The organism is Enterococcus sp. DIV1283b (assembly GCF_051710965.1).
Classification (GTDB): Bacteria; Bacillota; Bacilli; order Lactobacillales; family Enterococcaceae; genus Enterococcus_B; species Enterococcus_B lactis.
Map to the genome: position 1 here is coordinate 1,477,924 of NZ_JBIOLR010000001.1, position 13,717 is coordinate 1,491,640.

The 13,717-nt window shown below is 37.4% G+C and carries 11 protein-coding genes; 4 read left to right on the forward strand and 7 right to left on the reverse strand.

What is annotated here, in order from left to right; translation table 11 throughout:
- The first annotated feature begins 108 nt into the window (after nt 1-108).
- Nucleotides 109-2,145 (forward strand): penicillin-binding protein PBP4(5), encoded by a 2,037-nt coding sequence (gene pbp4, locus IGJ53_RS07290; RefSeq protein ID WP_438749940.1) that lies wholly within the window; start codon nt 109-111, stop codon nt 2,143-2,145.
- A gap of 96 nt (nt 2,146-2,241) precedes the next feature.
- On the opposite strand, the gene IGJ53_RS07295 is transcribed toward pbp4, so the two are convergent.
- From IGJ53_RS07295 to IGJ53_RS07320, 6 genes are all read right to left on the reverse strand, one after another.
- Complete coding sequence (locus tag IGJ53_RS07295; RefSeq protein WP_259741809.1) at nt 2,242-3,393, reverse strand: cation:proton antiporter; 1,152 nt, start codon at nt 3,391-3,393, stop codon at nt 2,242-2,244.
- Nucleotides 3,394-3,548: 155 nt separating this feature from the next.
- On the reverse strand, nt 3,549-4,076 hold the full coding sequence (locus IGJ53_RS07300) for an HdeD family acid-resistance protein (protein ID WP_002373323.1): 528 nt from the start codon (nt 4,074-4,076) through the stop codon (nt 3,549-3,551).
- Nucleotides 4,077-4,174: 98 nt separating this feature from the next.
- Complete coding sequence (locus IGJ53_RS07305; RefSeq protein ID WP_259741811.1) at nt 4,175-4,525, reverse strand: DUF2200 domain-containing protein; 351 nt, start codon at nt 4,523-4,525, stop codon at nt 4,175-4,177.
- Between the two features lie 224 nt (nt 4,526-4,749).
- Nucleotides 4,750-6,279, reverse strand: coding sequence for an alkyl hydroperoxide reductase subunit F (gene ahpF, locus IGJ53_RS07310; protein WP_010732587.1), 1,530 nt, complete (start codon nt 6,277-6,279; stop codon nt 4,750-4,752).
- 9 nt (nt 6,280-6,288) lie between these two features.
- Nucleotides 6,289-6,852, reverse strand: coding sequence for an alkyl hydroperoxide reductase subunit C (gene ahpC / locus IGJ53_RS07315; protein ID WP_010732588.1), 564 nt, complete (start codon nt 6,850-6,852; stop codon nt 6,289-6,291).
- 144 nt (nt 6,853-6,996) lie between these two features.
- A complete protein-coding gene (locus IGJ53_RS07320) occupies nt 6,997-7,656 on the reverse strand; it encodes a GntR family transcriptional regulator (RefSeq protein ID WP_259741812.1) in 660 nt (219 codons plus the stop codon).
- Between the two features lie 183 nt (nt 7,657-7,839).
- Between IGJ53_RS07320 and IGJ53_RS07325 the strand changes: the two genes are divergently transcribed.
- Together IGJ53_RS07325 and uxuA are read left to right on the forward strand one after the other, a co-directional pair.
- Nucleotides 7,840-9,477 (forward strand): mannitol dehydrogenase family protein, encoded by a 1,638-nt coding sequence (locus IGJ53_RS07325; protein WP_259741813.1) that lies wholly within the window; start codon nt 7,840-7,842, stop codon nt 9,475-9,477.
- The gene (gene uxuA, locus IGJ53_RS07330) at nt 9,477-10,562 is read left to right on the forward strand and encodes a mannonate dehydratase (RefSeq protein ID WP_010732591.1); all 1,086 of its coding nucleotides are present in this window, start codon (nt 9,477-9,479) and stop codon (nt 10,560-10,562) included. The genes IGJ53_RS07325 and uxuA overlap by 1 nt, the downstream gene beginning before the upstream one ends.
- Nucleotides 10,563-10,672: 110 nt before the next feature.
- Here uxuA and IGJ53_RS07335 read toward each other — a convergent pair whose 3' ends face one another.
- Nucleotides 10,673-12,226 carry a helix-turn-helix domain-containing protein gene (locus tag IGJ53_RS07335; RefSeq protein ID WP_010732592.1) on the reverse strand — a complete coding sequence of 518 codons (1,554 nt, stop codon included), beginning with the start codon at nt 12,224-12,226 and terminating at the stop codon, nt 10,673-10,675.
- A gap of 147 nt (nt 12,227-12,373) precedes the next feature.
- Between IGJ53_RS07335 and IGJ53_RS07340 the strand changes: the two genes are divergently transcribed.
- Nucleotides 12,374-13,606 carry an LPXTG cell wall anchor domain-containing protein gene (locus IGJ53_RS07340; RefSeq protein WP_010732593.1) on the forward strand — a complete coding sequence of 411 codons (1,233 nt, stop codon included), beginning with the start codon at nt 12,374-12,376 and terminating at the stop codon, nt 13,604-13,606.
- Nucleotides 13,607-13,717 lie beyond the last annotated feature (111 nt).

Sequence of the window (13,717 nt, forward strand, 5' to 3'; positions counted from 1 at the left end):
AGTTAGAAATAACAATCTATGTTATGTTCTGACTTCTTTTATTATGTTAGAATAAACAGGTATAAATAGTGAAAATAAAGGAATAACAAGCAAGAGAAGGAGGAAAAAATGAAAAGAAGTGACAAGCACGGCAAAAATCGAACAGGCGCTTATATTGCCGGCGCAGTGATCTTAATAGCAGCTGCAGGTGGCGGTTATTTTTACTACCAGCACTATCAAGAAACCCAAGCAGTAGAAGCTGGAGAGAAGACGGTTGAGCAATTTGTCCAAGCTTTGAACAAAGGAGAGTATAACAAAGCTGCAGGAATGGCATCGAAAAAGGCAGCAAATAAAAGTGCATTATCTGAAAAAGAGATCTTAGAGAAATACCAAAATATATACGGTGCTGCCGATGTCAAAGGACTTGAGATATCAAATCTAAAAGTAGAGAAAAAAGATGAGTCTACTTACAATTTTTCATATAAAGCAAAGATGAATACCTCATTAGGTGAATTGAAAGATCTTTCTTATAAAGGAACATTAGACAGAAATGATGGTCAAACCACAATCAACTGGCAGCCTAACTTGGTTTTTCCAGAAATGGCAGGAAATGACAAAGTAAGCCTGACCACGCAAGAAGCAGCAAGAGGGAACATTTTAGATCGAAATGGGGAATCATTAGCAACAACCGGCAAACTAAAACAATTAGGAGTCGTTCCAAGCAAACTTGGAGATGGGGATGAAAAAACGGCCAATATCAAAGCCATTGCTTCCGCATTCGACTTAACAGAAGATGTTATCAATCAGACTATTTCACAAAGCTGGGTACAACCCGATTACTTTGTCCCATTGAAAATCATTGATGGAGCAACGCCAGAACTACCAGCTGGAGCTACCATCCAAGAAGTAGACGGCAGATATTATCCTTTGGGTGAAGCAGCTGCTCAACTGATTGGCTACGTGGGAGATATCACAGCAGAAGATATTGATAAAAATCCAGAATTAAGCAGTAATGGAAAAATCGGACGATCTGGTTTGGAAATGGCTTTTGATAAGGATCTTCGTGGGACTACAGGTGGAAAATTAAGCATCACGGATGCAGACGGTGTCGAGAAAAAGGTTCTGATCGAGCATGAAGTCCAAAACGGCAAAGATATCAAATTGACAATCGATGCGAAGGCACAAAAAACAGCTTTCGACAGTCTAGGAGGAAAAGCTGGATCGACTGTTGCGACAACGCCAAAAACCGGTGATCTTCTTGCGCTTGCTAGCTCTCCAAGCTATGATCCAAACAAAATGACAAACGGGATCTCACAAGAAGACTACAAAGCTTATGAAGAAAATCCTGAACAACCATTCATCAGCCGATTTGCGACAGGTTATGCTCCTGGATCTACGTTTAAAATGATCACAGCAGCAATCGGTCTCGACAACGGCACTATCGATCCAAATGAAGTGTTGACGATCAACGGGCTTAAATGGCAAAAAGACAGTTCTTGGGGATCGTATCAAGTAACTCGTGTTAGTGATGTGTCACAAGTAGACTTAAAAACTGCTTTGATTTATTCCGATAATATATATATGGCGCAAGAAACGTTGAAAATGGGAGAGAAGAATTTCCGTGCAGGTTTGGATAAATTCATTTTTGGTGAAGACCTTGATTTGCCAATCAGTATGAATCCAGCACAAATTTCTAATGAAGAGAGCTTTAATTCAGATATCTTGCTAGCTGATACTGGATATGGTCAAGGCGAACTTCTAATTAATCCTATTCAGCAAGCAGCAATGTATTCTGTTTTTGCCAACAATGGCACACTTGTCTATCCTAAATTGATTGCAGATAAAGAGACAAAAGATAAGAAGAATGTCATCGGTGAAACAGCGGTACAGACGATCGTGCCAGATCTAAGAGAAGTTGTGCAAGATGTAAATGGTACAGCACATTCTCTTTCTGCTTTAGGGATTCCGTTGGCAGCGAAAACTGGTACAGCGGAAATCAAAGAAAAACAGGATGAAAAAGGGAAAGAGAACAGTTTCTTGTTTGCTTTCAACCCTGATAACCAAGGTTATATGATGGTTAGCATGTTGGAAAATAAAGAAGATGATGATTCAGCAACTAAACGAGCACCCGAACTATTACAATACCTCAATCAAAATTATCAATAAAGAACGACTTCTTAACTATAGTAAAAGGACTGCGACGGTATCGTCACAGTCCTTTTTTCGAATAAACGACAGGTTCACGACCTCTTTCTAGATCACTCACACTTCATAAACTTTTTTTGTAAAATATTTCAGAACAAGTGGAGAAATAAGTGTACTTAATAAAATCACGATTACTAAAGGTGAATAGTACTGTGGTTCGATTAATTGACTTTGCTGTCCAATTTGCAAAATGATCAAAGCCATTTCTCCACGCGAAATCATACCAGCCCCGACCATCAACGAACTATGTTGAGAAAAACCGGCAATCTGAGCACCAAAATATCCTCCAAGCAATTTGGTCAAAATCGCTACAAGCGTCAATATAGAAATAAAGAGCAGCTGCTCACCAAAGTCAGAAAAATCAACTTCTAATCCTACACTGACAAAAAATACTGGTATAAATACTGCATATCCTAAAGCTTCAACATTGTGGTATACTTCTTCTTTGACCTTCGTCTGACTGACTGCTATCCCAGCAAAAAAGGCACCAATGACAGAACTAAGACCCACAAGATCCGCTACGTAAGACATACCTAAACAAATAACTAGCGATACGATGATAATAGAAGAATTTGCGTACACTTTTTCTGCAAATGAAAGCAAGAAGGGTGCAATCCATTTGACTAATAAGAAAATAAAAACAAAGTAAACGAGCTGTTCAATCAAAACAAGCGGTAAAGAAGCATTGCTAGAAGCTTCCCCAGTGAGAAAAGATAGACTGAAACTTAGGACTAAAACGACTAAAATGTCATCTACAACAGAAGCACCTAAAATAGTTGAGCCTTCTTTCGTATTCACCACGTTTAGTTCCTTTAATACCTCAACTGAAATACTGACAGAAGTTGCTGCAAGAATAATTCCAAAGAAAATCGCTTCATTTCCCGAAACTTGGAATGCCTCGCCTGTTAGCCAGCCAAAAACAACAGGGAAGATGATTCCAAGTAAAGCAACAAACATGCCTGGTCGGAAATATTTTCTTAAAAGAGATAAATCACTTTCCAGACCAGCTAAAAACATCAATAAGATTACACCAATCTCCGAGAAGTCATGGACTAGAATATCCGGTTTGACCCAATTCAATCCAGCTTGTCCTAGCAAAACACCAACAAGTAATTGTCCGATTACTGCTGGAATACCTAATCTCCTAGAGATATGTGAGCCAATCGTTGTTGAAATCAATATCAGGCATAAAATACCAATAAATTCCATTCTCATCATTCCTTTGTATAAAATATAGCCCGAACTTAGCATAACATATATTATTGAAAAAATAGGAAAATATACTCATAAAAAAACCAACAAACCAAAAGTATTTTTTTGGGTTTGTTGGTTTTTAAACAGTCTATTTTAATAACTAAAAACGATTAACGTATAGTCATTTTTCTTATTCTGATAAAATTGATGATCTCCTGGATGCCCATGAAAATCAAGATGAAACCGAATATTTGAAATAGAACCATCAAGCTTTTGAATGGATTGAACAATAAGACGAATCCGCCAATCAACAACAGAATACTATACACACTCCAACTTTTAGCTTTTGTATTCATACTGAAGAACAACTGGAACAAGCTGTTGATGATAACAGCTAATCCAAGAAGAATCGGCAGGATAGAAACGATTGCAGGTGCAAAAGCATAAACAATCAGCGCGCAGATCAGGAAAAAAAGACCACTAAACAGACCGATACTCCAAGAACCTGTTTTCCTTTTAAAACGGTAAGCCTCAAAAAGATTCAACAACCCAAGCAAAACAAGATAGGCAGTGATCAGATAACCGATAAAATGAAAAACAGCAGAAGGGTTTAGCACAATCGCAATCCCAGAAATAATATAAACAGCAGCTCTTAATAAGGCGTATTTTTGAATATTTTGTTTAATTGTCTCAAACATATAAGAAAACCTCCTTTGACTTATTTTAACGTGAACTAGTCATTTTACCAAATCAAACGTTGCAAAATGAGCGAAGGAGAAGAGCTTCTTGGGGAAAATCATTTTCTGAGGATCTTTTCCATTTTTTTGCCTTTTGCTAGCTCATCGATCATTTTATCTAAATAACGAATTTCTTTCATCAAGTTATCCTCGATATTTTCTACTCGCACACCACAAACAACACCTGTAATCAAAGAACGAGAAGAATTGGGGGCAGGGGCTTCCGCAAAAAATTGTTCGAAAGTCACTTGTTTTTGTAGTTGCTCTTCTAGTTCTGTTTGGGAATAACCTGTCAGCCAGCAAATGATTTCATTTACTTCCTCTTTTGTACGACCTTTTCTCTCTGCTTTTGCTACATACATGGGATAAACGCTTGCAAAACTTGTCTTAAAAATACGATTTTGCACCATAATCAGTCACCTTTCTTCTCTCAAACTATTTACTACTTATAGTATATAAAAAAAAGAGAAGAAAAAGTGATGATTCAAAAAAAAAAAGACAAAAAGGATTGTGACAAAATTTTTGTCACAATCCTTTTTTCCGAACAAACGGTGTTCTCCTGCCAATTCCTTGTGACTCGGAGCTGAACGGCAGGCTCACAACCTCTATCTGTCTTTTGTACAATCTTCATAGCTCAAGTGCGCATCAGATAATCGAATGCTCCTAAAGCTGCAGTAGCTCCTGAACCCATTGAAACGATGATTTGTTTGTATGGACTATCTGTACAATCACCAGCCGCGAAAACGCCGGGGATATTCGTTGCGCCATTTTTCTCGGTCACTATTTCATTTCTTGGGTTCATGTCGATCGTTCCATCTAGCCAATCCGTATTAGGAAGTAAGCCGACTAGAATGAATACTCCTGAAACAGCTAGTGTATGCATCTCCATCGTACGGCGATCGATATAGGAGAGAGATTCTACCTGATTCGTACCGCTGATTTCTTTCGTCGCTGCATGTTTGATAACAGTGACATTCGCAAGAGAGACTAGTTTATCCTGTAAGATTTGATCTGCTTTTAATTCTGGTAAGAATTCTAGAACATATACATGTTTTGCTAACCCAGCCAAATCGATTGCTGCTTCAACACCAGAATTACCACCACCGATAACAGCAATTTCTTTTCCTTTGAATAGAGGGCCGTCACAGTGTGGACAATAAGCAATTCCTTTATTTTTAAACTCTTTTTCGCCCGGTACATTGATAGAACGCCAATGCGCACCTGTCGCAATAATTGCCGTTTTTGCTTGAAGTGATATGCCGTTAGCCAAGCCGATATTGATAAAATCTTGCTCTTTATTTAAGGAAACAGCCTGTTGATTGATCATAATATCGATAGGGTAACTACGCACATGATTTTCTACTTGCTGCATCAATTTTGGCCCTTCTGTGTAAGGGGTGCCAATCATATTTTCAATGCCCAGTGTTTCAACGACTTGTCCACCAAAGGAGTCAGCAACAATCCCTGTGCGGATTCCTTTACGTGCGGCATAGATAGCTGCACTACTAGCTGCTGGTCCGCCACCGACCACCAATACATCATAAGGTTTTTTTTCAAATAATTCTTCTTCAACCAAAGGACCAGTGATTTTTTCAACGATTTGTTCGATCGTCATGCGTCCGCTACTAAATTCTTCACCATTTAAAAACACTGTTGGCACTGCCATGATTTGTTTATCATCGATTTCTTTTTGGAACATACCGCCTTCAATCATCGTATGAGTAATATTTGGATTTAATACAGCTAATATATTCAATGCCTGTACAACGTCGGGACAATTATGACAAGTCAAGCTGACATAACTGTCAAAATGCAGCGTTTGTTTGATTTGTTTGATTTTGAGACTCAAAGATTCACTAATTTTCGGTTCCCGTCCACTAATTTGCAACAGTGCTAGTAAAAAAGAAGCAAATTCATGACCGAGGGGGATACCAGCAAAAACAATTCCACTTTCTTTGCCAAGAGGGCTGATAGAAAAACTAGGTGTCCGCGTCAACTCTTTTTTTTCCCAAGAGATTTTAGGAGACATTTCTGATATTTCCTTCGTAAATTCTGCTAATTTTTGACTATTTTCACTAGTATCCAAACTAACAGAAAAAACAATAGGAGATTCAATCAGTGCTAAATATTGTTCGAGGTTTTGTTTAGTTTCTTTATCTAACATGTCGACCACCTAAATTTTTCCAACAAGATCAAAACTTGGTTTCAATGTTTCGCCACTTTCTTTCCATTTTGCCGGACAAACTTCACCTGGGTGGGTACGTACATATTGAGCAGCCCGTATCTTATCAATCAGTGCACTAGCATCACGACCAATTCCATCTGCATTGATTTCCATGGCTTGAACGATGCCGTCTGGATCAATAATAAATGTTCCTCGTTGAGCTAATCCTTGTTCTTCATCCAACACATCAAAAATACGAGAAACCCGATGCGAAGGATCGCCAATCATCGTGTATTCGATTTTACCAATAGCATCTGATGTATCATGCCATGCTTTGTGAGTAAAATGGGTATCTGTAGAGCAAGAAAAGACTTCAACGCCCAAAGATTTCAAGGTGCTGTATTGTTCTTGTAAGTCTTCTAGTTCAGTGGGACAAACAAAAGTGAAATCTGCTGGGTAGAAACATAGGATGCTCCAATTCCCCATAAGGTCTTTCTCGCTAATTTCTAAAAATTCTCCTTGATGATAAGCTTGAGCGTTAAATTCTTCGATTCTTTTCCCAATCAATGACATAGTAAAACCTCCAATAATAATTATTTATTTATAATAATTGTAATTTAGTTGGAGTTAGAAAGTCAATGAATATTTTGTTATTTAATAAAGATTACTCAAAAACGCTGGTTAATTATAAAATGGAAGAGGCACAAAAAAATACAACTACTTGAAATACTCAGGATAACGTTGAGTGACAGTTTCTTGTTCTTTCAGCATCATGTGCAAGTGCAATCCCGTTTGAAAACGAGCTTCTTCTGGTTTTTTATCGACTAAGGCTCTGAATAAATCTTCATGTTGTTCCATGATCGTTTCCCATGGAAGCCCTTGGATGGTCACTCTTAACCAACGAAAACGTTCTAAATGGGTATTGTGGTCATCTAACCAATTCCAAACTTCTTTTCTGCCGGCAATTTCGAAACAAGCTTCATGAAATAAATTATCTGCACGAAAAAACGCACGTTCATCCTTTATTTGGGCTGCTTTTTCTTGTTCTTCTAAAATCGTTGCTAAAACTATTCGTGTTTGATTGTCCAATTTGGAACAGCATTCGATCATGATCTGCTGTTCTAATTGTTCTCGAACAAAGCGAGCATTTTCTGCAGAATCGAGATTGATTCTTGAAACATACGTACCACTTTGAGGAACTGTGTACACGAGTTCTTGCTGACGTAGTTGAATCAATGCTTCGCGAATGGGGGTCCGGCCGATAGAAAGATGTTCCTCCAACGCCTTCTCAGATATTTTCCTTCCAGGTTCTAGGTCCGCATAGATGATTTGTTTACGAATCGCTTGATAAGCTTGAGATTGCAAGCTACTTTTCATTTTTATACCTCCAAAATCATTTCTATGAACGTAGTATAACAGAAGAAACCTGAAAAACAATCTGATATGTCACTTTAACTAGTAAATTTGTATAAAAAGAAAAATTTTGATTGACACAGCGGTTTTTATTGCATAAAATTCATTTGAAGACAAAAACTGATATGTTAGTTTAGGAGGGGAAAAATGATTGATTTAAACAACTGGAAGAACTTTATTCCTGAATTATCTCAAAAAGAAGTAGAAATACCTCATTTTGACCGTGCATCATTAAGAGAAACTGGACAAAGAAATCCTGTCTGGATCCATTTCGGTGGCGGAAATCTTTATCGAGGATTTCATGCAGAAATCGCTCAACGTTTAGCGGATCAAGGCGAATTGCCCACTGGTGTCATTGTTTGTGAAACATTCGATGAAGAAATAATTGAAAAGGCTTACCGAGATTTTGATGATTTGATTCTTGAAGTGGTCATGCTAAGCAGCGGAAAATTTGTCAAACGTGTATTAGCTGCGACAGCTGACAGTCTGTATTGTCATCCAGATTGCTCGGAACACTTTGCTAAGATGATTGGGCACTTTGAAAATCCGAGTTTACAATTAGTTACTTTTGCTATTACTGAAAAAGGTTATCGATTGAAAGATACAAGTAATAAATATATAGGACCGATTGCAGTTGATATAAAAAACGGTCCGAAAAATCCATCACATACGATGAGTATTCTTGCTGCACTACTTTATAGACGGTTTTTATCGGGAGCTTGGCCGATTGCACTTGTCTCTACAGATAATTTTTCACAAAACGGCAGTCAATTACGTACTTCGTTGCTAACGATCGCAAAAGAATGGCAAAAGGAAGGTTATGTACCAGAAACATTTATCCAATACTTATCGAATGAAGAAATCGTTGCGTTTCCATGGACAATGATTGATCGTATCACCCCGAATCCTTCCATATCAGTTAGCAGAATGTTGGCAGAAGAAGGCTTTTCAAATATGTCGATCTTGCAAACCGCAAAGGGAACCAATATTGCGCCATTCGTCAATACAGAAGACATCCATTATTTAATCATGGAAGATCATTTTCCAAACGGACGTCCGAGATTCGAAAAAGCTGGAGTGTTCTTGACTGATCGTGCAACGGTAGATAAAGCAGATACGATGAAAGTGACGACTTGTCTTAATCCTTTGCATACGGCTTTAGCTATTATGGGTTGTTTACTGGGTTATAGGAGTATAGCTGAGGAGATGAATGATCCAGATTTGTCGCTGTTAGTTTCTGAAATTGGGTACAATGAAGGTCTTCCAGTCGTAGAATCGCCTGGAATAATTGATCCAAAGACCTTTCTTGAAGAAGTAGTCACTGTGCGATTTTCTAATCCAAATATTCCTGACATGCCTCAGCGAATCGCCACGGATACCTCTCAAAAAGTTGCGATTCGTTACGGTGAGACGATTAAAAAATATATGGAAATAGAAAATAAAGACCCGCAGACTCTTATATTCATCCCATTGATTCTTGCTGCTTGGCTTCGATACCTTATTGGCCTTGATGATCAAGGAAAACCATTCACACCGAGTCCAGATCCTTTGCTGATAGAACTTCAGCACAGGCTTTCTGACATTCAATTGGGTACGCAAGATACCTCACATATCCAAGAGAAAATTGCTCCTATTTTGTCAAATAAAGAAATTTTTGGTGTAGATCTTTATCAAGCTGAGATTGGCAGAAAAATAGAAGAAATGTTCATCAAAATGTTGGCAGGACCCAATGCCGTACGAAAAACATTACAGAATTACTTACAAGAACATGGAGGAACTTTATAATGGAAATGACTTTTAGATGGTACGGTTCACAAGAGGAAAAGATTACTTTAGATGAAATCAGACAAATACCTGCAGTCAAAGGTATTGTAGGCACATTGATGGATATACCAGTAGGAGAAGTGTGGCCTAGGGAACGGATCAAAGAATTAAAAGAAGAAATTGAGTCTCGTGGATTGACACTAAAGGTTATCGAAAGCGTCAATGTGCATGATGCCATTAAAATTGGATTACCGTCCCGTGAGCAGTATATCGAAAACTATAAGCAGACGATCCGAAACTTGGCAGAATATGGAATAGAAGTCATCTGCTATAATTTTATGCCTGTATTTGATTGGGTCAAATCTGATCTTGATTACCGCTTAGAAGATGGCTCATCTACGTTAGCTTTTATATCCGCTGATATTCCAGATGATCCAAAAGAAATCGTCGAACGTATCGAACAGTCCAGCAATGAATTCGAGTTGCCGGGGTGGGAACCTGAACGCTTAGCTCATATCAAATCTTTGCTTGAAGCGTATGCATCAGTAGACGAAGAAAAACTTCGAGAAAATTTTGCCTATTTTCTTCACTCAATCATCCCGACATGTGAAGAGGTAGGGGTCAAAATGGCTGTACACCCAGATGATCCGCCGTACTCGATTTTTGGATTACCACGAATCGTAAAGAATCGAGAAGATCTAGATTGGTTGTGCCGAGTAGTAGACAGTCCTTCTAACGGAATCACTCTTTGTACAGGAAGTATTGCAGAAGATCCAGAAAATGATGTGTATGAAATTTTAGCAGAATTTTGCCAAAGAGACCGGATCCCATTTGCTCACGTTCGAAATATCAAGTTTTTAGCTAATCGAGATTTCTATGAGGCACCGCATAAATCAGAATACGGTTCATTAGACATGTACCGTATACTAAAAACAATGTATGACAATGGATTTGACGGATACATCCGCCCTGATCATGGCAGAATGATTTGGAATGAGACAGGAAGACCAGGATATGGCTTATATGATCGAGCATTAGGTGCGGTATATCTAAATGGATTATGGGAAGCAATTGAAAAAGGAAACGAACGTAAAGAAAACCAGTAAATAATTTATAATTTTATTATGTAAACGAAAAAGATATTCAAACTTTTGTGACATAAATCCGTATGCTTTTTAACAGTATACGGATTTATGTCACTTCTTTGGTCTAGGCACTAGAGGTTATCTTGATTTTCTTTTTCCGATTGGTTCATAAGAGCCTCTTCTTTTAATTCAAAAATGTATTCTGAAATCCTCATAATCACTTTTTTCCAATCTTCTGGTGTGATGATTCCCTTTAAAATATATATTTTTTTGATGTGGGAAGGCAACTGTTTCAAAGGGCAGTCGCTGATAACGATGTCACAGTTCTCCATAAAATCGTTTTGTATTTTGATCGATTCATTTGAAAAAATTTGTTCTATCTTAACAATCAAATCTTTACTGATATAAAAATCACGCGTATAGTTCACACCAATCACGATCAGCGGTTGTTTTTTGTAACGATCATATAAATGTACTAGATCTTCGACCATCCATAACACATTTTCCTTTTCTAAAATATCTGGCAGCATATGTTGATTTTGTTCTCTGAAATCCATGTAAAAACGTTCGATAGCTGTTTGGATTTCTTTCAATACGTTATGCTCTTGATAAAGCATAAAAGTAGGAAGGGGCGTATTTGGTTGATTGAAGTTAAGAAATCCATTATAAAGTTTATTTCGTGCGAACGCCAACGAGTAAAGAATTTTTTCTTTTTCAGGTATAAACAAATCAAATACTGTACAAAAGGATTCCACCATTTTTCTTGAATAAAGAACATGAGGAACATTTGCTTTTCTTAAAAGTTCGTATTGCTCCACACTTGTTTTTTCTGATTCGATTTTCGTGATAGAAAGCCGAGCTAAAATATTCACTAAGATGCGTTGTTCGCGACAAATTGGCAGATTGGGGCGCAAAATATCGACAGAGGGATCAATAAAAAAGTCAATATATTCATACTCTTCAAATTCTCTTTGTACACCTTTCACAGAAGTAGCCGGAAAATTCTCTTTACATATTTTCAACAGCAAATACAATTTATCCATCATACCGCTATTCAGTCGGTCAAGTACCTCTTTTTTAAAAAAAGTATTCATCATAAAAGCAACTACTTGTGGATCTTCATCATAAAAATCTGCAGCAGTACTTGAAAAGATATTCCAATAAATATCTAATGCTGCATATTGGATTTGTACTTCTTTTCCAGAAAAAGACTTTCTTCCATTATTAGAAAAGGAGACAGACAAACCATACAATGCTAAAAATGCATTGATTTTTTTCATTTTCGTATACAGATAAGAGGCACTATAATTCGTTTGCTGACTTAAACTAATAATCGAATTTGTCTGACAACTGAACAAAGAAGTCAAGATCTGATAACTGACCGATTCGTTGCAGTACCTTCCAAATAGACGATAGTAGCAATAAGCCGGATCAATTCCTTCAAAATTCAACTTCAAAAAAGGCTTTTGTTTATCAATATGCAGTTTTGTTAGATTTAGACGCTCAAAATCTTGTTCTAATTCTTTGATGTATAATAAAAAATTTGATTCAGACATATGGAAATGATCTGCTAAATATTGTGTAGTAATAAAGAAACGATGTTCAGACAGGAAAAGAAAAATATCTAATTTTATATTGCTTTTTTTCTTCAAAAGATACGTTTTTATCGCTTCTTGGGTTTGCATGAAGGGCGCTCCTTTTTAGTTAAATTGTTAAAACTTGAAAATATTACTGTTTTTTTCATGAATCTAGACAAAAATACAGTAAACATATAGGCACAATCTCTACTATCTTATTTCTTGCATACAAAAAAATCAAGGAGTGAGAGAGTTATGAGATATCCAACCATCTTAATCTCAACATTTACAGCCTTAAGCTTATCGCTTACTATAAATCAGACAGTGCATACAGAGGAGATAGGAACAGCAAATTGGGCAGAAGTCAAATGGGCCAATGTCAATCGAATTACTTTCCAAGATGAATTTTCTTCCTTCAATTCAGGTGTCACAAAATTAAAAAAAGGACAAACAGCGACCATCAAAGCAACAGTTGATTATTCGGGAGACTTAGCACCGATACGACAATCAGCTGTTACATTTGAGAATGTTGACCCTGCTTTATTGATCAGTTATGACGAGAATACTTTGTCTATCCAACACAAGCAAGCAACATTTACTTTCACCGTCACATTAAATCAGGACTTGCTAAAACCAGCACTGTTTACTGTCAAAGTATCAGATGGGTCACCGAACGATCTTCATTATCTGACGCCGTATAGTCAACGGCAGACAGTTGAGCAAGATTCAGCAAGCGACTCAGGAGGAGGAGATCTTGTTGGGGAACCAACGGATAAACCAGAAAATGAAAACAAGCCTGATATACCGCCTACAGAAAATCCAGACGGAGAACAGCAACCGGAAATAGAACCTGGTGAAGAGCCTGATACAGAAATGAAGCCAGAGCCAGACAATGAATCAAAACCTGAAACAACTCCCGAAGAAAAACCAGATGTCCATCCAGAACCAGATACAGACTCTGGAAACGAAACAATACCGGAAACAAAACCAGGCACAGATAATGAAACTGAGAATCCAGAGAAACCAGATGTGACTCCAGAACCAGATACAGACTCTAGCAACGAAGTAACACCAGAAGAAAAACCAGACACGGATAATGAGGTTAAGAATCCAGAAACACCAAATAGGTTTCCAGAAGAAAAGCCAGATGTGGCCCCAGAAATGCCAGAAAAAACACCTGAAACAAATATAACGGCAAAAGAGATAGGCACCCAAAAGGATGAAAAGAAAGAGAGTCAAAAAATAAATACAACCATTCGACAAATAAATGAAGAGAAGCAGAATACACACACACAACGATTTGATAGCCCTCACCCAGCTGAGACTTTAAAAAGTAGCAAAGATACAATCCTTGCTAGTTCTGATACGAAAAATAAACAGCTGCCAAAATCTGGAGAAGCACAAAATAAAGTTATACTGTGGAGCGGAATCATTCTATTAAGTATAACAACAATGTTTTCTGTAAAAAGATTTAAACAAAATAGATGACACTGACATTTGAAGAATGTCGGAGAACACATTTTTTCAAACGAAAAAAGTATCAATAAAACGACCCTGAATAACAGATTCTAAATCTGATATTTAGGGTCGTTTTAATTT